This is a genomic window from Paenibacillus sp. IHBB 10380, assembly GCF_000949425.1.
GTDB lineage: Bacteria > Bacillota > Bacilli > Paenibacillales > Paenibacillaceae > Paenibacillus_AQ.
The window spans coordinates 5,155,377-5,178,712 of record NZ_CP010976.1 but is presented as its reverse complement, the minus strand read 5'-3'; the positions used below and the strand labels follow the sequence as shown (position 1 = coordinate 5,178,712).

At 42.2% G+C, this 23,336-nt stretch carries 17 protein-coding genes and 8 pseudogenes; 8 read left to right on the top strand and 17 right to left on the bottom strand.

Annotation, left to right across the window (positions count from 1 at the left end; all coding sequences use genetic code 11):
* Positions 1-149: 149 nt before the first annotated feature.
* The gene (locus UB51_RS23500) at positions 150-722 is read right to left on the bottom strand and encodes a TetR/AcrR family transcriptional regulator (protein WP_044879386.1); all 573 of its coding nucleotides are present in this window, start codon (positions 720-722) and stop codon (positions 150-152) included.
* 168 nt (positions 723-890) lie between these two features.
* On the opposite strand from UB51_RS23500, the gene UB51_RS23495 reads away from it, so the two are divergent.
* Entirely contained in the window at positions 891-2,318 is a 1,428-nt protein-coding gene (locus tag UB51_RS23495) for an MDR family MFS transporter (RefSeq protein ID WP_144407060.1), read from the top strand.
* 151 nt (positions 2,319-2,469) lie between these two features.
* Here the strand turns inward: UB51_RS23495 and UB51_RS23490 are convergent, their stop codons facing one another.
* A complete protein-coding gene (locus UB51_RS23490) occupies positions 2,470-3,003 on the bottom strand; it encodes a dihydrofolate reductase family protein (protein ID WP_044879384.1) in 534 nt (177 codons plus the stop codon).
* A 119-nt stretch (positions 3,004-3,122) separates the two neighbouring features.
* Here UB51_RS23490 and UB51_RS23485 point away from each other — a divergent pair, with 119 nt between their 5' ends.
* Entirely contained in the window at positions 3,123-4,061 is a 939-nt protein-coding gene (locus UB51_RS23485) for a helix-turn-helix transcriptional regulator (protein ID WP_044879383.1), read from the top strand.
* 729 nt (positions 4,062-4,790) lie between these two features.
* On the opposite strand, the gene UB51_RS23480 is transcribed toward UB51_RS23485, so the two are convergent.
* The 4 genes and pseudogenes from UB51_RS23480 to UB51_RS29190 all read right to left on the bottom strand — a co-directional run.
* On the bottom strand, positions 4,791-5,231 hold the full coding sequence (locus UB51_RS23480) for an SRPBCC family protein (protein ID WP_044879382.1): 441 nt from the start codon (positions 5,229-5,231) through the stop codon (positions 4,791-4,793).
* Positions 5,232-5,234: 3 nt separating this feature from the next.
* A pseudogene (locus UB51_RS23475) lies at positions 5,235-5,681 on the bottom strand (SRPBCC family protein).
* Positions 5,678-6,183, bottom strand: a pseudogene (locus UB51_RS23470) (MerR family transcriptional regulator). Before UB51_RS23470 ends, UB51_RS23475 begins: the two co-directional pseudogenes overlap by 4 nt.
* A gap of 468 nt (positions 6,184-6,651) precedes the next feature.
* Positions 6,652-6,822: pseudogene (locus UB51_RS29190) on the bottom strand (GIY-YIG nuclease family protein); the annotation flags it as partial.
* A 71-nt stretch (positions 6,823-6,893) separates the two neighbouring features.
* Between UB51_RS29190 and UB51_RS27455 the strand changes: the two are divergent.
* Both UB51_RS27455 and UB51_RS29185 read left to right on the top strand, forming a co-directional pair.
* Positions 6,894-7,055 (top strand): annotated as a pseudogene (locus tag UB51_RS27455) (transposase); the annotation flags it as partial.
* Positions 7,056-7,062: 7 nt separating this feature from the next.
* Positions 7,063-7,173: pseudogene (locus tag UB51_RS29185) on the top strand (transposase); the annotation flags it as partial.
* Here the strand turns inward: UB51_RS29185 and UB51_RS23460 are convergent.
* The 4 genes and pseudogenes from UB51_RS23460 to UB51_RS23445 form a co-directional block, all read right to left on the bottom strand.
* Complete coding sequence (locus tag UB51_RS23460; RefSeq protein ID WP_026010820.1) at positions 7,136-7,501, bottom strand: cupin domain-containing protein; 366 nt, start codon at positions 7,499-7,501, stop codon at positions 7,136-7,138. The pseudogene UB51_RS29185 and the gene UB51_RS23460 sit on opposite strands and share 38 nt — an antisense overlap.
* A gap of 51 nt (positions 7,502-7,552) precedes the next feature.
* Entirely contained in the window at positions 7,553-8,536 is a 984-nt protein-coding gene (locus UB51_RS23455) for an ABC transporter substrate-binding protein (protein ID WP_044879380.1), read from the bottom strand.
* 86 nt (positions 8,537-8,622) lie between these two features.
* The gene (locus tag UB51_RS23450; RefSeq protein WP_044879379.1) at positions 8,623-9,450 is read right to left on the bottom strand and encodes a helix-turn-helix transcriptional regulator; all 828 of its coding nucleotides are present in this window, start codon (positions 9,448-9,450) and stop codon (positions 8,623-8,625) included.
* Positions 9,451-9,649: 199 nt separating this feature from the next.
* Positions 9,650-9,814, bottom strand: a pseudogene (locus UB51_RS23445) (flavodoxin domain-containing protein); the annotation flags it as partial.
* Between the two features lie 158 nt (positions 9,815-9,972).
* On the opposite strand from UB51_RS23445, the gene UB51_RS23440 reads away from it, so the two are divergent.
* Together UB51_RS23440 and UB51_RS23430 are read left to right on the top strand one after the other, a co-directional pair.
* On the top strand, positions 9,973-10,539 hold the full coding sequence (locus UB51_RS23440; RefSeq protein WP_044879378.1) for a hypothetical protein: 567 nt from the start codon (positions 9,973-9,975) through the stop codon (positions 10,537-10,539).
* Positions 10,540-10,903: 364 nt separating this feature from the next.
* A complete protein-coding gene (locus UB51_RS23430) occupies positions 10,904-11,260 on the top strand; it encodes a hypothetical protein (RefSeq protein WP_044879376.1) in 357 nt (118 codons plus the stop codon).
* A 486-nt stretch (positions 11,261-11,746) separates the two neighbouring features.
* Here UB51_RS23430 and UB51_RS29350 read toward each other — a convergent pair whose 3' ends face one another.
* The 7 genes and pseudogenes from UB51_RS29350 to UB51_RS27445 form a co-directional block, all read right to left on the bottom strand.
* On the bottom strand, positions 11,747-11,881 hold the full coding sequence (locus tag UB51_RS29350) for a hypothetical protein (RefSeq protein ID WP_267884718.1): 135 nt from the start codon (positions 11,879-11,881) through the stop codon (positions 11,747-11,749).
* A gap of 52 nt (positions 11,882-11,933) precedes the next feature.
* Positions 11,934-12,092 (bottom strand): hypothetical protein, encoded by a 159-nt coding sequence (locus UB51_RS28600; RefSeq protein WP_199924966.1) that lies wholly within the window; start codon positions 12,090-12,092, stop codon positions 11,934-11,936.
* 1,095 nt (positions 12,093-13,187) lie between these two features.
* A pseudogene (locus tag UB51_RS29180) lies at positions 13,188-14,117 on the bottom strand (transposase); the annotation flags it as partial.
* Between the two features lie 421 nt (positions 14,118-14,538).
* Positions 14,539-15,414, bottom strand: coding sequence for a nitrilase-related carbon-nitrogen hydrolase (locus UB51_RS23410; protein ID WP_044879374.1), 876 nt, complete (start codon positions 15,412-15,414; stop codon positions 14,539-14,541).
* An 18-nt stretch (positions 15,415-15,432) separates the two neighbouring features.
* A complete protein-coding gene (locus UB51_RS23405) occupies positions 15,433-16,971 on the bottom strand; it encodes a GNAT family N-acetyltransferase (protein ID WP_199924965.1) in 1,539 nt (512 codons plus the stop codon).
* 359 nt (positions 16,972-17,330) lie between these two features.
* A complete protein-coding gene (locus tag UB51_RS23400; protein WP_044879372.1) occupies positions 17,331-17,606 on the bottom strand; it encodes a hypothetical protein in 276 nt (91 codons plus the stop codon).
* Positions 17,607-18,210: 604 nt separating this feature from the next.
* Positions 18,211-18,330: pseudogene (locus UB51_RS27445) on the bottom strand (23S rRNA (pseudouridine(1915)-N(3))-methyltransferase RlmH); the annotation flags it as partial.
* Between the two features lie 323 nt (positions 18,331-18,653).
* Between UB51_RS27445 and UB51_RS23395 the strand changes: the two are divergent.
* Both UB51_RS23395 and UB51_RS23390 read left to right on the top strand, forming a co-directional pair.
* Positions 18,654-20,303 (top strand): SWIM zinc finger family protein, encoded by a 1,650-nt coding sequence (locus UB51_RS23395; RefSeq protein WP_044879371.1) that lies wholly within the window; start codon positions 18,654-18,656, stop codon positions 20,301-20,303.
* Entirely contained in the window at positions 20,300-23,245 is a 2,946-nt protein-coding gene (locus UB51_RS23390; RefSeq protein ID WP_044879370.1) for a DEAD/DEAH box helicase, read from the top strand. Before UB51_RS23395 ends, UB51_RS23390 begins: the two co-directional genes overlap by 4 nt.
* The last annotated feature ends 91 nt before the right edge of the window (positions 23,246-23,336 follow it).

Below are 23,336 nucleotides of genomic sequence, written 5' to 3'. Positions count from 1 at the left end.
ATTTTGTCTACTTATATTCATCGTAACTGTTGTTTATAAAAACAATGTCTCTTCTAGTTGAGTATTTACTTCATGGCTTTCCTTTTATGAATTTCTTCATTTACACAATTCTATGGAATCAACTGTCTGTATCCACCATATGTTCTTTTCTAATCTTCTTTATTAGACGCTTCTTTTCCAAAATCAAAAATGTTTTCATTAACTAATTCATGAAAGTATTCATCCAATTGCTCTAAGCTCACACGATTCGGCTTTTTACTCCACCACGAACTTAATGTAACCATTGTAGATACATAAAAATTGGCCAACAAATCATGCGGTACATTGATCGTCTTATGATGTTGTATCACCTTCAACGAATCTTGCTTTAGCAACCGCATGGAATAAATCGTCATGCAATCGAAAAAAAGCTCATCGCCTTTTTGGGCACTGACTAACTTATAAGATTCGGAATCTTTAAAAAACTCATTGGACCAATAAAACGGCTTTAACACTCTTTTTTCTAGTGGAATATTCCAATATCCCTCCATCAGTTGATTCAACCCATACTCTAACAATTTAAACTTATCATCATAATGCTTATAAAATGTTGAGCGATGGATCATTGCCCTGTCACAAATCTGGTCCACGGTAATGGTTGAAAAGGATCTTTTTTCTTCCGTCATTAATTTAAAAAAAGCTTCCCATAAAAACTGCATAGAGCGCCGTTTCCTTAAATCCATCCGTAGAACCCCCTATATTTTATATTTTATATTTTATATCAGACAAATACTTTACTCTGTCGCCTAACTATCCATTGTTGAACTATTGATTATATTTCCCATCGATACTCCTATATAAAATAGGAAATGAGCCAACTATTATTATCTATCTCGAGAGGAGCAATATGTATGGAAATTCATTTCAAAAATTTAAAAAGAACGCCGATCTTAGTCGCCTTAATGACGGGCGCCTTTGCAGCAACATTGAACGAAACCTTATTAAGTAATGCATTGACCGTACTGATGGGTGAATTTCAAGTAAGTGCCACTACAATACAATGGTTGTCCACAGCTTACTTACTAGTTGTTGGAGTGCTTATACCTGTCACAGCTTTGATTCAACAATGGCTCACCACTAGACAATTATTTTTAATAGCGATGACTACATTTTTAATAGGTACGATCATCGCAGCTTTTTCCCCTTCTTTTACTACACTATTAGTCGCTCGAATAATTCAGGCTCTTGGTACGGGCCTTATCATCCCTTTATTAATGAACACCTTACTAATTATTTATCCTCCTGAAAAACGAGGATCAATTATGGGGCTTGTCTTCCTTATATTCACATTTGCTCCTGCCATCGGCCCGACGTTATCAGGTATCATTATTGATACACTTGTTTGGCGATGGTTATTCTATCTCATGATTCCATTCTCTATCCTTTCAATTCTGATTGGATATCGTTACCTTGCAAATGTATCCGTTATGACAAAACCCAAAGTAGACGTACTATCCATTATTTTATCAACATTAGGTTTTGGTGGTATCGTTTATGGTTTTAGTGCTTCTGGAAATGCGAATTGGTCAAATCCACAAGTCTACTTGGCAATTATTATAGGTGGTTTCTCATTGACCTCATTCGTGATTCGTCAATTACGTATCTCGAATCCAATTTTGGAATTACGTACTTTTAAATTTCCAATGTTTTCACTCTCTACTTTACTCATGATTATCGTGATGATGTCTATGTTCTCAACAATTACGTTATTGCCCATGTTTCTACAAAGTGTTTTACTAGCGACAGCCTTTAAATCAGGATTAATTATGCTGCCTGGAAGTATCATCAATGGATTAATGTCTCTTACTTCAGGAAAGTTGTTCGATAAATTTGGTGCTAGAATTGTTATTATCCCTGGACTATTAATTATTAGCACTGCTATGTATCTATTTACGGGACTAACTCTACATTCGACAACACTTCAAATCATTTTTATTCACTGCCTTTTAATGCTAGGGGTAGCCCTAGTAATGGTACCCACACAAACATATGGATTGAACCAAATAACATCTGAATACTACGTACACGGATCTGCTATTTTCAGTACATTACAGCAAGTTGCAGGAGCCGTTGGTACAGCATTATTCATTGCTACTATGTCAGCAAATTCTAAAAGTTATTTAGCACAATCCACAAATCCAAATGATGTAACCGAACAATTAGCTGCTTCAATTAATGGATACAATAGTACATTCATGCTTGGTTTAATTATTTCTATCATTGCAATTATTGTTTCTTTATTCTTGAAAAAAATAACAAAAAAACAACAAGCTCATTGAGCAGTGCTTTATTCTATTGACTTCTCTACTGAAAAGTAGAGAAGTTTTTTGTGAGAACTATATAAAAAGCGTAGTTCGGTAGAATACCAAACTCACGCCAACAGAACTAACTAAATAAATGTTTACCGTTTTTACATTCGAGTCTTTAATATTATTGGCCATCATTTTTCAACAAATAATGAAGTTGAATGAATTGACCAAAACGTATAGTTTTATTAAGAACTAGCTTCATTTCTGAATTATCCTTTTTAAAAAGGGGAATCCCTTTACCTAGTATTGTTGGCACTATCGTGATAATAAACTCATCAACAAGTTTTTCTTTTAAAAGTACATCAAGAATCTCAGCTCCACCGACTATCCAAATTTTAGCACCTTCCTGTTCTTTTAGTTTTGCTACAAAGCCCGACACATCATCTTTTATAAATGTAGCATGTGGGCTTGGATCTTGTGCAGAACGTGAGAACACATAGCATTTTTTATCTGGATAAGGGAATTGATCAGCTAATTCAAAGGTATGATCGTATGTTGTTTTTCCCATTAATACCGTGTCAATCGTCTGATAAAATTCGTCGTAGCCATTATCACCTTCTCCTTCTACTTCATAAAGCCAGTCGATTTCACCATTTTCTCGAGCAATATAACCATCTAGGCTTGCTGCAATGTATAATACTATAGAACGTTTCATATACCATTTCTCCCTTCGAATTTTTAATTTTTTTGTTTAACAGCCATTCATTACTGCTTATTAAGCGTATCATTTAAATACGTCATTTTTTGTCGTATTCATATAGAAAAGGTGAAAAAATGTCTAAATCAAAGCGATTGCTAGATCTATTAATGTGTATCAATAACAAAAGATCGTTTACGGCTAAGGAATTAGCAGATGAATTCAATCTTTCTGTAAGAACTATTCAAAGGTATCTGTTAGATTTGAGCGAACTAGGATTACCTATATATGCGGAAAAAGGAAAAAACGGGGGTTATTCGGTTTTAAAAAACCGTATACTCCCTCCTCTCTTGTTCACAGAAGAAGAAGCTATATCTATTTTTTTCGCTTATCAGTCTCTTCGGTATTATCATACCCTTCCCTTTAAAGCAGAAATACAAACTGCGCTACAAAAGTTTTATATGAACCTTTCTGATAATGCGAAGCAAAAAGCAGATAAGATGGATGCCCATATAGCTTTTTGGAACCCTGAAAGAAAATTAACTACCCCCTACTTAAAGGAACTTTTAGAGGCATCTCTTTCAAATATGACTGTTGAATTCACGTACGATTCAAATAAAGGCGAAACAATAAAACATGTAAAGCCTATTGGTATTTATGCTCATAACGGATTATGGTACTGCCCTGCTTTTTGCTACTCGAGAAAAAAAATTCTTTTATTCCGAGTAGATCGAATTTTATCTTTAACAGTTATGAATATGGAGATGGATGTAAACAAACAAATAACTTTAAATGAATGGTTTCAAGTACATGAAACTAAAAATCCTATCCCATTAAAGGTTAGCCTCACACGAGAAGGTATTCGTCAATGTAGAGGGAACCCGTGGCTTGAAGGATACGTAAAAGTAACTGATGTACAATCTGGCTTTATAGATATGTTCATTGATGAAGATGAAATTAATTATATTTCCTCATTTTTCTATACGCTAGGAAATAACTGTGTGATTATAGAACCAAAAGCTTTAATAGATAGAATATGTGAATTAGCTAATGATGTATTAAATATCTATAGATGAGACGCCCTATTGCTTAATTAGGACATCCCGTATACCGATGAGACCACCCCTAGCTGAAATACAAGATCCTAGAAGATGACTATAAGAATAAAATAAAGTATTAGACTGGCTTTGTTGATCCTAGGCGATTTTTAGAAATGACCAGAAAATTCAAATAACCCGACCTCATAAGGTCGGGTTATTCCATGGTGGGTATTGAAGGCGAGGGGATTTGATCTTCTCTTAGTCCACCATGATAAATTCTTCACATGTGTCGAGACATTAACGACGCTTAGGTCATATTACCATAAAAAAATGGGTTTAGGCGTTCCCGACTATTTGTCAACACGATGTATTGACACTACCGCCTCCACATGACCTGTCTGCCTATCCTTTTACTTTCTTTAGCGAATCTGTCACTTCTCATTCTTTCATTTTCGTACCATCAATATTAGACACTCCACATGCATCGAATGTGTATACTTAAGCCCCTAAATGGTTATTTAACATCCACGCCTCAACCCTTAACACATACTTCTGCTTTACCACTACTTGTGATAAGGCTCAGCTTAACGGGGCGATCAGCAAAAAATCCGCCTTGATAGGCTGTCTAATCTCCACCACCGTCCTCCCGTTACTAAAATAAAAATCGCCGTCCGATTCCCGACAGGGAACGTGAACGGCGACAATTTTAGAGTCATCACGTAAGTGGCAGTTCTTTCGGGTAAAAGCCGATATAACTTTGCAAAGCTAGTAAGCCAATTCCGCCAGCACCTTGCCAAGTCGGTCAAGCTGCTGTTCATTAGCTTCTAAGCAGATCGGCTTAGCCTGTTCAGACTCCTCTTTTTTCTTGAAAAGCTGACGGAAGGTGACCCTGGTGCGCCCTTCGAAGTCCTCGAAAGTAGCTGTTACCCGAAATTCGTGAACGTTAAGATGATCAATCACGACCCGCTCCGGCGGCACGAACTCAACAAAGACGTTATGGTTAGGATAATCCACGCCATCCGGTCCGTGCATGGTGAACTTCCACGTTCCTCCCGGCCTCATATCGCACTCATGAAACGTATTCGTGAAGCCTTGGGGTCCCCACCATTGGGCTAACAAATCGGGGGTTGTCCATGCCCGAAATACAAGCTCCCGCGGTACATCGTACTCGCGCGTAGCCATAAGTTCATTTTCACCTATTATCATGTTTCATACCTCCCCTACTAATACCTTGCCAAGTGAGTCCAACATGACGCTTGTACCGTGTTCTCGTACTTCCGGTGTATCGTGCCCGTCAAAGAAAGAACCTTGCTCCGTGAAAATCAGCTTCGTGCCGCCCTCCACCTTAATAAGCTCGACCGTTGTGATCGAGACGGAGATGCGTATGCCGTCCGAATCCAGCGTGTACGTATAGACAATGCGTTGCTCTGGGACAAGCTCCTGATAGCTCGCGTCGAAGGTGAAAATTGGCCCTTCCGGTGGCCCACCGCTGCTGTACTCGCGTCCGCCAACCTGGAAATCGAAGATATGTCTGGCTTCGAGAACCACTTGGCCTTGGCAAGTGGGTCGGCCCATGCTTGGTAAACTCGCTCCGGCGAAGCAGCATAAGTCCGCTCGACGACGAAAGTCGCGTGTTTGGACGAATCGTTCGATCATTTAGTTTCCTCCTCATGTTTCGAAATTCCGTTCTCCTCGGCAAGAAAGTCTCCCAACAGATCCAAATGTCGCTCCCAACTCGTTTGCCGCTCTATGACCGGTTTCTCAAATCCCATCTTCATCGCTTGCAGAAGGCTCGTGAAATCTCCAACCGTTAATTCCCCCTTGCCCTGCATAAGCTTAGATACATGTCTAAGCTGCTCCAATAGTTTCTGCTGCATTTTAATCTGCTCTTGGATTTGGTTTATCTGCAGGCCCACGATCTCAACCGGACTGATTTTCCCGCCAGTTAAGGCCGACTAACCTCCTCGAGAGATAAGCCCAGCTCCTTGAGCGATAAAATCTGGTGCAAGCGTGACAAGTTCGATTCGCTATATAGCCTGTGGCCCGATTCCGTCTGGCCGGATGGAGATAACAAACCGATTTGATCATAAAAGCGTAGGGTTCGTACGGTAAGCCCCGTCAGCTTGGCGAGGTCCCCGACCTTCCAATGTCTCTTCATTAACCATCTCCACTCTTTGGCGCTAGCTATGTACCGGTAGCTCTATTGTAAAACATTACGTTACGTAAGGTGCAAGCGAAATTGTGACGCTCTACCGGAATTTTTTTGTGCCACTGATTTTGAATACAGGCTATTGTGTCTAACGGCGAAAACTCCGCTTCGGCGCTCGTTAATGCCATATTATAAGAAATATACGTTTAGAATCCTCATGCGTATATTCGAGTATTTTTGAAAATTTCGTCCTACTTATGATACGGTTCACCGTAACATCTATAGAGCGAAATGAAGGACACCCTGATTGGGTGTCCTTCATTGTAGAGACAAGGGTTAAAAACGGCATTTCTACTGAGCAAGATCGACCAATCTGGCCGTCTTAGGATCGTAAACCACATTGGTAATCGAGCCATCCCGAATACGGTTTACCGCTTCATCAATCACATGAATTGGCACAAGGAACCATTCTTGCGGCCGTACAGGGTGGCCGAAGCGGTCATGGATAGTGAGGTCGAGCTGAGCTGGTGCAAAGATGCGGTGAAATATCCCCTCCAGCTTCATGCGGTTGATGCCGGCCAGTTTGTAGCTGGCGACGACCTCGACATCCGCCAGAAGGTATGTGGCATCGTGCGCCGCATTGGCGATACGGGTTTCTACTTTTCCGCCCGTAACGCCAATCTTGTGAATTAGTTCGCGGTGCTCCGAAACGAAGGGGTGCGAAAGTGAAAGGAGTCACTTCAAAAAAGCTACGTGAAGAATTTCCACACCTCCTGCATTTGCCGAGTTTGTGGACACGTTCCTATTTTGTTTCTACTGCTGGCAATGTATCAAGTGAGACAATCAAGCGTTATGTTGAACAACAAAAGATAAGGGGGTGAAAAGAATATGTCACAGACTATAACCGTTAAGGTAAAGCTATTGCCTACAAAAGAGCAAATCCAACTACTAGTAACAAACACTAGATCCAAGTATCATTGGCTGCAGTTAATTCGGACTCCGTACCGTCATTATTTACTATGCTTCTAGGCTCCACCAACATGATATGGCATTCCTTTTCGGCGGAAGGCTTCATCTCGATCCCCTTCGGGAGAACAATCATCTCACCCTTGGAGATTTTAACCTGACCATCACGAAAATCAATGATCATCTCCCCTTCGATCACCATAAATACCTTATCGGTCTCTTCATGACTATGCCATTCAAACTCCCCGGCAATCTTAATGAGTTTAAATTGATAGTCATTCATTTCACCAATGACTTTCAGAGACCAAAGATCGTTAAGTTCAGATAGTTTCTCATTTAGATTAATCGCTTGGTAATGGATAGTAATCACTCCTTATTTTTTTTGATCATCAATATACCTTTTCTCGACTTTTTAGCGCTTATGTAAGGCATTTGTTATATTTTGCAAAGCGTACTCGATAGCTAATGGGCCGCCAGTAATAGCGGAAGTATCCATTAAGTAGACATTGTCTTTCTTTACGGCATTCAGATTATTCCATACATTACTTTGTTTTAAGACATTCATTAATTTTTCCTCTTTTGTAATCTCACCTATAAGGAAGATATGGTCCGCTTGAATAGTTGATATTCCTTCAAACGTAGTAAGTTTATTTTTAGCACCTTTAATTGCATCATCTGGTGTAAGCCCTAGTCCCTTTTCTCTATCAAACGCAAGTCTATAGGCAGCATTTTCTTCACCTAGAACATTAAAAGTTTTCCCATCCCAAGACAATATAAGTGCTACTGTCTCTCCTTGCATCGACTTTAATGCTTCACGCTCACTTGTGATTTCTTTCATCATTTTATCGATTACTTTTTCCGCTTCGTCTTCTTTTCCAATAATCTCGGCTACTGTGCGGAGTCCATATTGCCAATCATCATGCATATCCTTGGTTTTTAACGTAATGACTGGCGCGATTTTTTCTAGTGCATCATACAATTTTTCATGATGTTCTGTTGCTAGAATAACATCAGGCTCAATAGATAGAATTTTTTCAATATTAGGATCCGTTTTATTTCCTAATTCTTCAGTTAAATCCAGCTTTCCATTTAAATAAGATAAAGTAGATAGATACTCCCTTTCAGTAGAAGCAGCAGGCGTCTCACCTAATGCAACTAATATTTCAGGATAAAAAAACCATAGTCCGGCTATTTTTTCTGGTTTTTTCTCGATAACAATTTCTTTGCCTAAGGCATCCTTAAATGTTCTTGGCCAATCCGTTGCATCTACATTAACTGTTGCTGTAGATGCGCCTTTTGTAGTTGATCCTTTATTTTCAGCAGGTGCTTCATTACAACCTGCTAGTATGCCTGCTAATAATAGCATTGAGACTAGCAGTCCTTTAATCTTTTGCATACGAAATTCCTCCAACATAATAGTTTCTTTGGTTAACCATTATTATAGTAAAGTAATTTTTAGATTAGAATGGATGCATGTTGAAATTAGCATGGATTATTGATGAACTTCTCTCGATATTCAGTAGGAGAAATGCCACATTGTTTCTTGAACACTCTACTAAAATAAAAGGGGTCAGCCATTCCAACCGTTTGCGCAATTTGTTGTACAGGCGCATCACTTGTAAATAGCATTTCTTGCGCCGCGTTTATACGATATTTTAATAAATATTCTGCTGGTCCCATACCTGCATGTCTTCTAAATATGTAAGAAAGTCGATTTCGATTAACGTTATGTTGTTCTGCAAGCGATGCGATTGTAAGGCTTTGATAATAGTATTCATGAATATAATTAGATACCCGTTCGAATAAAGTATGCGATTCACAACTATTTTGCCTATTATCAACACATACTAAGGCTTCATTCAGTACGTCACGAAATAGCATTTCGGTCTGAAACATCGAAATGCCTCCACGCTGATTATACACATGCCAAAGACGCATAATTAATTCAATAAGACGAGGAGATGGTCCTGTTGATAATTCAAAATGCTGATGAGAAAAGCTTGACTCTGCTAGTTCTGAGTTACATATCCGGTATAGAACAAGAATATATTCCCAGTCGGTTTTACCAAACATTTTTTGAGCTAGTTTCATTTTTGCACCACCATGCACAACTTTTCCTGACGAAAAGATATAAGGCGTTCCATTAAATTCAAATTGCACCTTACCTGTAAGTGGAAACACAAATCCAGGAAAAGAATCTGTATAGTCAGCGTGAGGCACACCTGGATTTCTAGCATATCGATATACTCCTTCTACTTGAAAAGGAGTATGTGCAAGATGCTCTGCTAACTGATTAACGTCAATTTTCACATTGCATACCTCATTTCAATAGTAGTTTACCGGTAATCCTGAGATCGATCGTTGTACATCCTGTGCAGCTCTTGACCATAAGCAGTACATGCGATTCAACAAGCCGCTGTTCCAGCTTTCAGGTGAGGAGCAATTCCGCTTTGCGTAGCTTATACCACAGTTCTTCCAACTAATCAGCGGATAATTCGATTTTCAGCCCCGGCAGCTCCCCGTCCCTCCATGTATAAGCGCCCAACAAAATACAATCATAGTGTTCCAGCTCGGAGGCATTGGCATCGAGAACCGATTTAAAGGTCCGTTCCCCTCCCTCCTCACGTATCCCCTGAGCGATGGCTTGAGCCATTTCTTCTATATTGCTCGTCATGCCGCCATAATCCGAATCTCCTCCTTTAACTGGGCTGTGTAAACTCGGAATCAATCAAAAATCTGCCGCTGGAATGCAGAAAGGTGGGCATGAGGACTCTCGTCTATTTTAACATTATTGATAACGATTATCATTGTCAACCTATATGAACAATAAAAATGCCACACCCGGCTAATGTACCTATTGATGATCTGCTGCAACAACTTCCAGGTATACTAAATTTTTCTTTATTTGGACTGCGTCATTTGAAAGACAACGGTTACGTTTTCACTCCATCAAAAGCAGCAGATGAGATATTAGGATCATATAAGGAAGAAATTAATCCTGTCGAAACGTTCGTAGAAGAAATCATTGTTAAAGGAACCCCTGCCGATCGTGTGCTCCATAAAAATATACGTGAAGCGTTCTGGGCTTGGTGCAGGAAAGAAAGCCATAACTCTCTTAGTCAATACACACAGAATCGACTAATCCAAAACACTAAAGACATCTTGAAAATGAAAGGAATTACGACCGATCCCGTAAGGAGCAATGCGATCGTGGACTTTCAGGAATACAGCTTAAAACTTTACCCCAATCAAACTGGCTTGCTAAGACGGATCAAGAAGAAGGTTTTGATATCGAGGACATGTAGTAATCTTGTTGGCATCAGCGAATATTTTTGGGAAAAGTGGCGGCAGGGTCAATCCAATGCCAACTACATTTTGCTTCAACCCTGCCAGAGTTGAACTGGGGAGAGGGGGAGGCTAGAAACAGGGTCGATCGTGCCCCCCTGCCAACTTCACCAAATCACCACCCACATCACTCGCTAAAATAAAGTGAACACCGCCGACAACGCCACTACCGAACCTCACCACGGTTTTGGGTTGATCCATCAAGCGGAAGCAAAAAAATGGGCGATTTTATAATTTCTATGATGACTTCTGGATTAATCGTTTCTCTAGTATGAAACGCTATCGTTTGAACAACTTGCCTTCCCACTTGGACATTCTTGATTATATATATTATCTTGACTGCCAACTGGAAGATGTCAAAGCCTATCTTCTGTTGCTTCATATATTTGGTGAACTGTCGGAGGAAGATTACAGCCTTATGCAATTAATGATTGCTGAACTGGAAAGAAAAATAGAGAACCCCCGTCATTATTTCACCAATACATGGGATGCTTCGGATGAAGCAGCGCATGGAAACCCTGTTGCTCGGCCGCGCACCATGATTGAGCATGTGTTTAAGCCCCCTTATTTTATCAATCCGATTGAGGAAAAGCAGCATCCTAACCTTGGACAGATATACGATCGGTTACAGATAACCATAAATTACAGCAGTCGAGAAACAAATCGTATGAAAAAGAAAGACATGATAAAAAGTGCCCAACAAGCCTTTTCTGTCAAAGGAGTGGCACACATATCTTCACTGTATGATTACAGCATTTATTATCTTAATGAGTGAAAATTGAGCCTTTTCAGAGCCTCCACAACGTGAGGCTCTTTTTCGTGAACGATCATAAAGCAAAACTAAAGAATCAGGGTGCTGCCCCAAACCCCGTCCTCGCCAGAAACAAGCGGTCGTTGCCAAGACCATCATATGAAAGGATTTGGGGCTGGATTAGATTCAAGGGTCAAGATAAGCTCGCTTCGATCGCCCTTAGTGAAATTTGTCACTCATTTGCGTTATTTGAAAATTTAACAAGTTAGTTATCATCAATATCCATAAGAGAATAAGCCGTACATAGAAACGAAGCTTAGCAAGAAAGCAAGTACAGTGATTAGTTGAAGTTTGATCGGTTTACGCAAAATGGGTTCACTCCTCGAATTGTCATAGTGGCTACATTCGACATTTGTAAACTATTCCCTTTATAGCAAAAAAGATAGCCCTACAGGCTATCTTTTGGCAGGTCTATCATCTAGCCTTCGCAGGAAGATGTGCCTTCACCGCCTACATGGCTTCTTCAATCGTTTGCACCTCAATGACAAAGCATTCCCTCTCGTATTGGCTCATCGCATGAGCATATCTTGGATCATAATAATGCTCCAGCAGCAGCTTCACGGCGCTTTCGAATTGTCCGATCAAGAGATTCGCTTCAATTTCCTTCGCGATCGGCTGATAATCTTCGAGAATATGGCTACCGTTCCTCTAGCGGCAGCTTGATGAAGCGCTGAGTGCCGGATTCTTTCGTATGCACGACACGGTCAGACAGGACGGCTTTGCCGACGCGTTTGCTCTCGCCCTCCATAAGGACATAAGAATGCTGCAGCTTGAGCGCCTGTTCAACGAGCAGCACCTCGAAGGACTTCTGATTGTTCGCACAGACCAATATGCCCGAAGATCGATCCGCGATGCCTGGCTCTAATCACGGCAACCTGTTATATCTTTGTTTGCTGATATCAACAGGCCCTCATCCAAACGGGCAAGATACAGCACATCCAACCAGCAGTGGTGATTCCTTCCTAAATAGCAACTTAATGCGACAATTTCGCCCTATTTGTGATACGGTTCGGCGTATCATCTATAGAGCGAACTTAGAGATACCCTTTCGTGTCTTAAACACGTCAACGATTAATAGCTTGGTGTATGATAAGGTTCCCACGTTGTCTGAAACGCCAACTAAAAAAGACACCAGATCAGCCGGACTCTAGTGTCTGAGTAACATGCAATTAAGCCTTTCGCTTAACAGGAATCCATACTTCGTGTACTGACTCGATTTGCTGGTCGTTTACCCAATAATACTTTTCAATACACGGACCCTCGACTACAGCGTAGGTTTGAGGTGGAATATTTAGAGTGGTGAGACCTGCTGGAACTTTGTTCCCTTCCGGCAGCTCATACTCTTAACCCATCAAATAACGTTTTGTTCCATCATCAAAGTCATAAGATAACCATAGAGCAGTGTTCCCGCTGATTCGCCCAAAAACTCGTTAAGTTGATCATGCGTGCCATTCTTCCATATTTCCTCCACGAATCACTCGAACTACATATTGAAAGCGCTCTGAAATACCTTCATAGCAAAGAACTTGAGGATAAATTCAACCCCAAAGACAATACTGCTGTAAATGGTAAAACAATTAAAAAGATCCATAAGCATATAAAAATCCTCTTGAAGCCCGGCTATTTTGTCAACCCTCTGAGAGAATTGATGTTCCCAAACATCGGACAGATTTATGATCGTTTACAACTTAGCCGAATTTACAATAGTTTTTGAAACACTACGTGAGAAAAAAATAATATTATTATCAAAGCTAAAAGAGCTTTTGAACTCCAAGGCAAGACCGCAGTAAACGTATTATCAGACTACTTGGTGTATTTTGTAAATTGAATCTTCTAAATGTCTTGTAGCCTCATATGTTACTTTATCCTCATAAATAAACCACCTCATAGTTGAACTGCACCCCAACATTTCGGCTTGCTTGTAAATCAGAACTAAATCATAACCCGCATCTGCAAGTACATGAGAAACGGGCAAATTAGGATGCCTTTCGGCAAGTCCCTTAAGCAAGAGGATATCTATCTTTCCATCATTGATGTTACCAGAAGAGAGCAATACTGTAAGGATATATTGACTTTGGCAGTCGACCAGGAGATGTACTTTGAAGCCATACCAAAATACGTTTTTGCCTTCGGAATTCTTCTTGACACCCCAGGCCCAGGCCGGGGTCATGGGTATTTCCTTTACCAACTCATCATACGAGTAAGTCAATTGTGCTTCTACCTTCTTTTCGAACAGGGGGGAACTTTCTTCAATTTCTAGTTGTTCCTTTAACCATCGCTTTCGCTCACCCTTAAATTTACGACCACGTTTCTTCTTTGGAAGTTCAGTTGCTGGTTGATCAGGATCGTCGTCTTTCTTCTTTTCTGGCTGGCGATCCCTAGCTTCAACATGAGTGGCATCCATAGCAATCACTTATGCATCGATAAAGCCCTCCTGAAAGTCTTCTTGAACCAATTCTTCTTGTGATTGCTGAAAAACCCGGGATTTTTGAAGCCTTTGAATGAGTTGTGTATACGAAGCTTCACTTGGAATGCGCTCGGAACCCGTAAAGCCGCAGTCTGTGCTGAATTCTATGCTTCTCTTCAAACGTTTCCGTAGATCCTTAATCGTTGGGATACGTTCCACGATTCGAATGAAAAGCGAGTGTAACATAGTTGCATAGTTGAGCTGTGTTGGTGCCCCCAGAAATGCCTTCTTAGAAACAACGCGTACGAACGGATTAATATCTAACGTTTCAAAAAGATAACCATACGTATCCTTGGGGGACATTTCTAATAAATTCTCCAAGGAAAACAGACTTTCTTGTCGAATATTATACATCTGGAGTTCTTCCTTTCTCTCTTTCGGTGTTTGGTAGTGGTACTTAACACTTCGAGATTTGGGGAGGTACTCCTTTTTTCATGCTCTAAAAACTCAAGTGCAGTAAAGCTTTAGAATTATGAAAACGATTCTAGTATAAATAAATAAAGAGCGGGGAATTAAGCATAACAGCCTAACTCTCCACTCATTTCTAAAAAACTTGAGAAATAAAATTAATCTTTTAAACTCAACTTTCGCAGAGCCATAATTGACTTGATCTCAAGCTAGGCTTGAGTTGGGGCAGGATGAAGTACATGCCTTGTTGCTCTTATATCCGAATCATACTTATTTCCATGTAACCGCAACATATTTCCACCCTCAGCAGGCTGTGATCCAAAGAATTCATCCCCCTCCTTCGCAAGGGGCTCAACGGCTTTTCGGTTTACAATAGCGTCTTCTGGTGTTCGTATAGATCGGGGCGGCGGTCGTAGAAGGGTGCTACCGCTCCGCGTTCACGATTCTCTCGGAGCGTGTGGAAGTCAAGTTCGGCCAGCACCGTCCTGTTTTCGTTCGTTTCTCCGACCTGCAAGATGCCATCCGCGGCGAACGGTAGATCGCATGGGGTGAATATGCCCGCTTGGCAAAACCCCATGTCCACCTGCGGACGATCCTCGGACAAGGATCCGACGAGGCCGCTCAATACGACGAACAGCTGATTCTCGATCGCCCTCGCTTGGGCGCAATGCCGCACGCGATGGTACCCGAAGGAATTATCGGTATAGGAAGGGCATAGAAGCAGTTCCGCGCCACGAAGCGCGGCTGCCCTCGCAAGCTCCGGAAACTCGATGTCGTAACAGGTCAAGATCGCCATCTTGCCCCACTCCGTGTCGAATACGTTAAGCTCGTCACCCGCGACCAGTGGCCAGCGAATCTGCTCCTCCGGCGTAAGATGCACCTTGCTCTGCGTCTCCACCCGTCCGTCTGAAAAGAAGAGGAATGCCTTGTTCGAGTACTTGCTCTCTTCCTCTAAGCAAATATGCGTCCCTGCTAGTATGGCAATATCGCATTCTCGGCTTAACTCTCCGAAGAACTCGATATATTTATCCGTCAGCCCGTCCAGAAAATAACACGCTTCATCGTGCATCATCGATGGCTCTAAGCTTAGCAAGTGAGCCGTCATGTACTCCGGGAACACGATCATGGAGGCGCCCTGCTCGGCAGCCTCCCGAACCTTCATTTCGATTCCCGTCCAGAACTCTTTTGCGGTACGGATATCGGTGAGACCGTATTGCGTGGTTGCTATCGTTAACTTTTTCATATTCACCTCTAGTATGTTTTAAGTACGAATTTGTAAGGAATAGATGTCCGTCCGGCGATCCTTGAACGACAATGCATCATTGGACTTACGGTACCTTTCGAGCGTTTCCATGTCTACCTCAGCCATGATGACTGTCTCCGTATTCTCGCTGCACTCCCCCGCGATGCCGTCGCGAGAGAAGGAGAAATCAGCCGGCGTATAGATACCAGACTGGGCGTACTGAACGTCTATGTTGTCCACATGGGTTAGATTTCCTACCGTTCCCGCGGTCACAATGAACACTTGGTTCTCAATCGCTCTGGCCTGTGCGCAGTACTTCACCCTCAGGAACGTCTGCCGATCTTCCGCGCAGAAAGGAACGAATATAATCTGCGCTCCCTCCTCCGCAACGATACGGGACAACTCCGGATACTCGATGTCACTGCTGAGTTGAATCGATATTTTACCGCAATCCGTGTCGAACACCCCGAGTGAGCTACCCCCGTTGATGCCCCACCACTTCCGCTCGTTCGGAGAAATATGTAGCTTGTATTGCTGCTCAATTGAGCCGTCCCGGCGGAACAAGTGAGCGACGTTGTAAATCCGGTTATTGTTCTCAACGAAGTGGGAGCCGCCTACGATATTTACGTTGTATTTGACCGCGAGTTCGGAAAATAACTCCACATAGTTGGTCGTATAAGTCGTAAGCTTCCGGACGGCCAAGCTCGGAGACCGTTCATCCAAGAAGGAAAGCAGCTGCATGGTGAAGTTCTCCGGGAAAACGGCGAAATCGGACTTGTAATCCGATGCCACGTCCACGTAATGCTCGCACTGGTTGGCGAATTCCTCGAAAGAATCGATCTTCTTCATCATATACTGGACCACGCAAATGCGGACGGGGAAAGACATTTTATAAAGCGTCTTGTTGATGCTCGGCTTGTATTCGATATTATTCCATTCTAACAGGGCCGCGAAATTCTCGGAATCGGCGTCATCGGACAAATAATTGGTAATGATCCTCTTCAGCGTAAATCCGTTCATCATCTGAAAAGTCAGCACCGGATCGTAGATATTCTGCTGCAACACTTCTTCCGCGTAAGCTCTTGGCGACAGCTTATCGGAATAGTTGTGATACCCCGGGATGCGTCCCCCTACGATAATACTCTTGAGGTTACGCTGCTCCGCCAGCCGTTTCCTTGCCTCGTATAACCTTCTGCCGATCTTCATGCGACGGAAATCTGGATGCACCATGACTTCCATTCCATAGAGGTTCCCGCCCCGGGGGTTATGGTTGCGAATATAACCCTTGTCCGTGATTTCGGAATACGTATGCTGCTCCAAATAATCGTCAAAGTTCACGATCAGGCTAGAACAGGAGCCGATAATATCACCGTCGAGCTCGACGCACATTTGACCATCGGGAAACGTACGGACGTGACTTTCCAGTTGATCCAGCTTCCAGGGACCCATATTCGGAAAACAAATATTTTGCAGCGCGATAATATTATCGAAATCTTCGCGTTCAATGTTGCGGATGATAATTTTCTTTTCGAATTGAGAAATTTGATCGGTTGTCATAGAAATGAGACCCCTTTATAAATGTGTTTAACTATATTATACCCCATTGTTTCTTGTCCCTAGAATTGGGATGTAGCGGTTTTATTATTTGTGGGACGGAAAATGCGGAAACGCTCGTAATAACACTTTTTTTGACGAATCGGCACTTCCTTTGTCTGCGGCGCAGGGGGCGGTTTGACGAGCTCGAATTAGTAGGGTGATTGCCTTGAACGCGAAAACCGTAAAAAACTAAGGAAGCCTCCGAGGTTCTGAGCGTCAGCCAAACGACCATCAAATGATGTACCTCTCAATTCCCCGCCTTTTTTCCGAAGAACCGACTGGGTCATTACATCTTCTCGGAAAGCGAGATCATTTTGTTGCTATATATAAAGGAACAGATCGACAAAGGAAGAACCATAGAATATATCTTTCTTCCGGCCCTCATACAACAAATCCCTAATTCCATCGTTAATAAAGCTTGTTGTCTCTTTCACTACTGATTTTGATTTAGGGCTCTCTTCCAGCCTTTCTACAAGTACATTGTGTTGCTTACTGCGTTCCTCGGCAATTAATGCTTCGACGGTTCTGTGAAATAACTTAGTATTACCGCTAGAGCCAGCAGTAACAAGGCTTATTAGTAAATCTGCTCTTGCCATTATCTGCACATCCCTTCATTGTATCCATTACATAGTGTGGGATGGATAAGGCTAACTCATACAAGTACACATATAATCTTCACTGCATACATCTCTCTTTTTATTCTATGATGAAAAATATATTTAGTCATCAACCCAAAAACACCGTTTCTCAAAACAAAAGTTCAAGAACAGCATTACATTATGATTTTCTAAGTACTAAGTTACTAAAAATAACGATTTTTATGATCATTATCACCCAAGTCATTAGGAATATTATACCATATATTGTCTAGAAAACCCATCAAATACATTGTGAAATTACACTAAAAAATGATTAATACATATATCCTAACAAACACTTATTACCTCTAATAATCCTCTGAAGAAAGAAGTAAACAGATAATTTGCAATTAATTTCCTATATATTCATTTTTTCACTTAACTTTCATGACAATGCTTGAATTTTCAACACTCTACCGGATTAGGGACTCCCTTATCCACTTTCTCAACTAGTAAGCATAACAATGCCGCTCTAGTGATGATCTAGTCCAGGGTGATCAGAACTGCTACCACCTTGGGCTAGATCTAATACATGTAAACAATTAACACATAAAATTTCGCCCTACTTATGATACGGTTCCCCCCGATTAATCTTCACCGCCCGATACACCTGCTCGGTCAGCATCAGCTGATACGGCAGCGTCATGCCCCCGAAGCTGAGCTTCTGCTGGGCACGCTGAACCTTTGTCCAATTTTCGCGTCTTTTACAACTCGGTAATCTACCTGATATCTAGCTCGTTAAACTAGTGTTTCTCAGAGCCACAACTCTAACATAATATCCCATCCTGATTCCTCCGATTCATAAAGGTCTCATCAGCAATAAGCTACTCAGTTAGGCTACATTAGGTGAATGCCTATTTTTTTGATTATGGCTAAAAACTTAACTTTGCATCCAAAAGTGATATGATAGATTAGATCCAAACCTAATATCGATTGAACTAAAGTTTACGCCTCATCTTTAGTTGATTCTATATAATCTATATTCTCTTAGGAGACTCATCAATCATGAAACTAACCCATACCATGGATGATATTCAGTGGCAAACGCTCATCCACAATGTCGCACAATATTATAATGATCTAACCATAAAACGCGGATTTCAATATTTCAAACAAGGACGTGTCCATCAGTTCATGATGGCGGGTGCCGACCACATTGAAGCTGTCGTCGAAGGGACAGAGAACTACCAGGTCGACATCCATTTGGAGTCCCTTTCTGCAAATCAATGCACATGTCCCGTTCATAGGAACTGTAAGCATATGATCGCCGTTCTGCTTAAATATGCAAATTTGCAAGAACGCCCACTTCACGCGCTCATTAATGCCCATTCAACAGCCACGTTTAAGCAAACCGTGAAATCTTCTCCCACTGCTGTATCCAATCGCACAGCGATTCAGAGAGCAGAGCGAAAATCAGAAGAGTACGCCAAATTGAAAGAACAAGCAAATCTTATACCCACTTTGCCTATCTCAGAGTGGCATAACCTTTTTGAGCAATGTATCATCCCATTAGGACTGAATATTCAGAATAATCATTACACGAAGGATGCGTTGGCATCCATATACACAATAAAACCTCCACTTTCACCTACGATGGAACAACTGTTTAGTCTTCATGCTCACCTATTTATACTTAACAAACTGGTGACACCGTCTAAATATCAAGGACATAACTCCAACTTGTATATGGGATATCATACTCAGGTTGCAGCGGATGATATTCAGGAAGAGATTCAGCACAATTTTGCACATAAACTGACACAACCCGTTGAGCCTGAGCAGTGGGATCGTGTTACGGAGACGTTAACTTACTTACGCAGTCACATGTTGACCGAAACTCAGAACCTCCAATACTATACAGATACCTATCATCAGTTCTGGTTACACTGGGTTTATCCCAATCCAGTAGACACGACCATATACTTGGAAGAATTACAGCATTTAGACTTAGCCAAAGATGAACTTGGCACCGCTCTTTCCCGACTTCCATGGATGTTAGCTCAGAGCTGGATGCACTTCTATCTAGGTCAAGATCAGCAAGCTTGGGCACTACTACAAATGGCAAACAAAACCTTCACCATCCCACCTGATCATGTACTGCATTTCTTGAATGTGCTATATAAGGCTGAAGTATGGTCAAGAATGACAGAATGGCTAATCCAAACCGGCCCATTGCTGAGCAGCCATCGAAAGGTTAACCTAAGTCATTATTTGGTCTATTGGGAAGCACTTATTCAACATCAACCTGAAGCCGAACCACACATGTGGGGTACACTTGTCGGCATGTTGCCTTATTCCAGTCCTATCTATCAAGAAAAATTGCTGACATATAACAAATGGCAGCAGTGGATGGATTATCAGCTAAGTACGGGAAAAGAGCCTTTGGATTTTCGTGTCGCTGTATTACAACCTATCGAGAAGCATGCTCCCGAGTTGTTGCTACCGTTTTATCATCAGGCTGTTGAACGATATATTCTTCACAAAAATAGAGATAGCTATAAAGCAGCAGTAAAACTGTTGAAACGGCTATCCAAGCTGTACAAAAAAATGAAGCAAGAAGCACGCTGGGAAGAGTTCATAACCACGTTCGCCGGCCGCCATAGCCGACTACGCGCACTGCAAGAGGAACTTCGGAAAGGAAAACTAATCTCATGAGTCAATATACAGAAACTATCACTGTCCATGTCACTTTAACCGCATATGGAGACGCCCTTATTTATGGATCTATTAACACGCATAGTTACGTATCGGGTCAATATATGAAACAGCGTTTGTTCGCATGGCATGACGCCTCTTTCTATGGAACAGACCTAGAGATTCAAACGATTCAAGATGTGGAACTTGTCGTCCTCCCCTCTGAGTACGTTATCCCCTTCTTTGCAGAACGCAAACTTCTGAACCATATCGAATGGGCGTGGAGCGAAGATGCAACACCATGGATCAAGCTTGCTCCTATATTGTCAGCATGTATAGAAGAAAGAAGATATATCCCAGGCTTCTCAGCCTTTCAGTCAGGCAAGCTACAGTGGGTCTGGGATTCATCAACGTTGGATCTACAAGATCAAGCGTTACTAGAGCAGCTTGGCACAGACACCCATATCATCGATGGATTATGTGCGGCTTTCTCAGCTACGGTATTCTACCAATACTACGGAACTGAAATGACTGCTTCTGATTTACAAAGGGAATATCCTGCGCTATTTGCCAAAGATGGCTCAGCTACACTAGGTTTGGATGCGCAAGCATGGCTTATTGCGATTGGCTGGAAAGCAGATACAGCTCCATTCCGCCCCCTTCTGCAATTACTGGAACCGGATGATGATGAGCCCTCTTGGCGTCTTCAGCTTGTTCTGCAAGATAAGTCAGATCCGGCAGTACTCGTACCTGTTCATCTAACCGAAGCGGGTCAATTGTTAGGCTTATGGCCTGAAATATGGACTAACCATATACATGAGAGATCGACGGGTTGGCTGGAGCATTTGCGTGCAAGTCTACCTAAGGAACGCTTGTCCGCTAACCATGAAGATGTACTCGGTAGATCCCTGACTGACGAAGCCGCTTGGCAGTTCTTGACGGCAGACAGCCACCGGCTACTCGAAGCGGGATGGCAAGTACTTCTTCCAGCTTGGTGGGAAGGCGCTAGCAAAAAGAAAGCCAAACTTCGTGCCAAGGTCCGCTCCAATGAAGGCAGTACGGGAGGTTCTCTATTCGGTCTAGACTCCATTGTTAACTTCGATTGGCGTATTGCTATTGGCGAGACCCAGCTTAGCGAAACGGAGTTCGCCGAGCTAGTCGCTCGCAATGAACGGCTAGTCCGCTTCCGCGGACAATGGATCTCACTTGATCCAGCATTGCTAGCACAAATTCGCCAAGCGATGGCGGGAATAGACAATACACAAGGACTATCCTTTCAGGATATACTCCAACTTCATCTACTTGGAAACAATGATGAGCTTGAGAACGATTCATCAGAGCAACTGCAGGAAGCTTCAGAGCGTATTCAACTGGAGGTTGAGCTTAATGAACATCTGCTGAAGATCATGAGTCAACTTAAATCACAGACAGAATGGCCGACACTTTCGGTGCCGGATGAACTACAAGCAGAACTGCGGGGTTATCAGCGAGATGGATATGCCTGGCTTGCCTTTTTACGGCGTTTCGGTCTAGGTGCCTGCCTAGCAGATGACATGGGACTAGGTAAAACCGTTCAGTTCATTACTTATTTATTGCATATTAAGGAGAACTCTAAGGATGTAGATACCCAATTCCCTTCTCTGCTGATCTGCCCCACTTCAGTGCTGGGCAATTGGCAAAAGGAATTAAGCCGCTTTGCCCCGTCCTTGAGGATCATGCTCCATTACGGAAGCAGACGCTCCAGCGGGGAAGACTTTCATTCGCAGGCTACACAGGCAGACATTATACTAACTTCATATGCCACAGCAACATTGGATCAGGAGTTACTACAAGGATTCACATGGGCTTCCCTTTGCTTAGACGAAGCTCAGAATATTAAAAATGCCCAAACCAAGCAATCCATTGCCGTTCGAAGTTTCCCTGCCAAACATCGAATTGCACTTACTGGAACACCTATCGAGAATAGACTTTCAGAGCTATGGTCTCTCTACGACTTCATCAATCCAGGTTATCTGGGCAGCTCACGCGCCTTTAACAATCGATTTATTAATGCCATCGAGAAAGAACATAATGAACAGAAAACGATTGATTTGCAGAGACTGGTTAAGCCGTTCATGCTTCGACGTAAGAAGAAAGATCCGGCCATCCAGCTGGATTTACCCGATAAGAATGAGATGAAGACTTATATCCATCTCACAGCTGAGCAAGGTGCGCTCTATGATCACACCGTCAATCATCTTTTAGAACGCATGCAGAAGTTAGAAGGTATCGAGCGAAAAGGAGCTATTCTTTCGACGCTCACTCATCTCAAACAGCTCTGTGACCATCCCGTACTTTTAACGAAGGAAGCTTATCAGGAACCTTCCAAGGGGAAGGATAACTTAGTAGATATCGAAACGTTGATCAGCCGTTCAGCGAAGTTGGAACGACTTCTCGCGATGGTGAAAGAATTGCGGGAGGAAGGTGAGCGTTGTCTGATCTTTACACAGTATATTGGTATGGGACAGATACTTCAGCAGGTGCTTCAACAAGAACTTCAAGAACCTGTGCTCTACCTGAATGGAAGCACGTCTAAATCCGCACGCGATGTTATGATTGATCAATTCCAATCTCAGACATTATCACATACTGAACAACCCTCCGTATTTATTCTTTCGATCAAAGCAGGGGGCGTCGGCCTTAATCTCACAGCAGCTAACCATGTCTTTCACTTCGATCGTTGGTGGAATCCAGCGGTGGAGAATCAAGCGACAGACCGTGCTTATCGCATGGGTCAGACCAAAGACGTACAGGTACACAAGTTCATCTCGCTCGGCACATTAGAGGAACGTATTGATGAGATGTTAGAGAGCAAGCAGCAGCTTAGCGACAATGTGATCTCTAGTTCCGAAGGCTGGATTACTGAGCTATCGACAGATGCACTTAAAGACCTCTTTACACTACGCCGAGATATGATCGGTTAACGCAATTTGAAACTTTCATACGTGTTCATGAAAATTTTCATCTAAATTTCTGTGCTTCTTTTACCGATAATAGGGTTTGAACCTAATTACA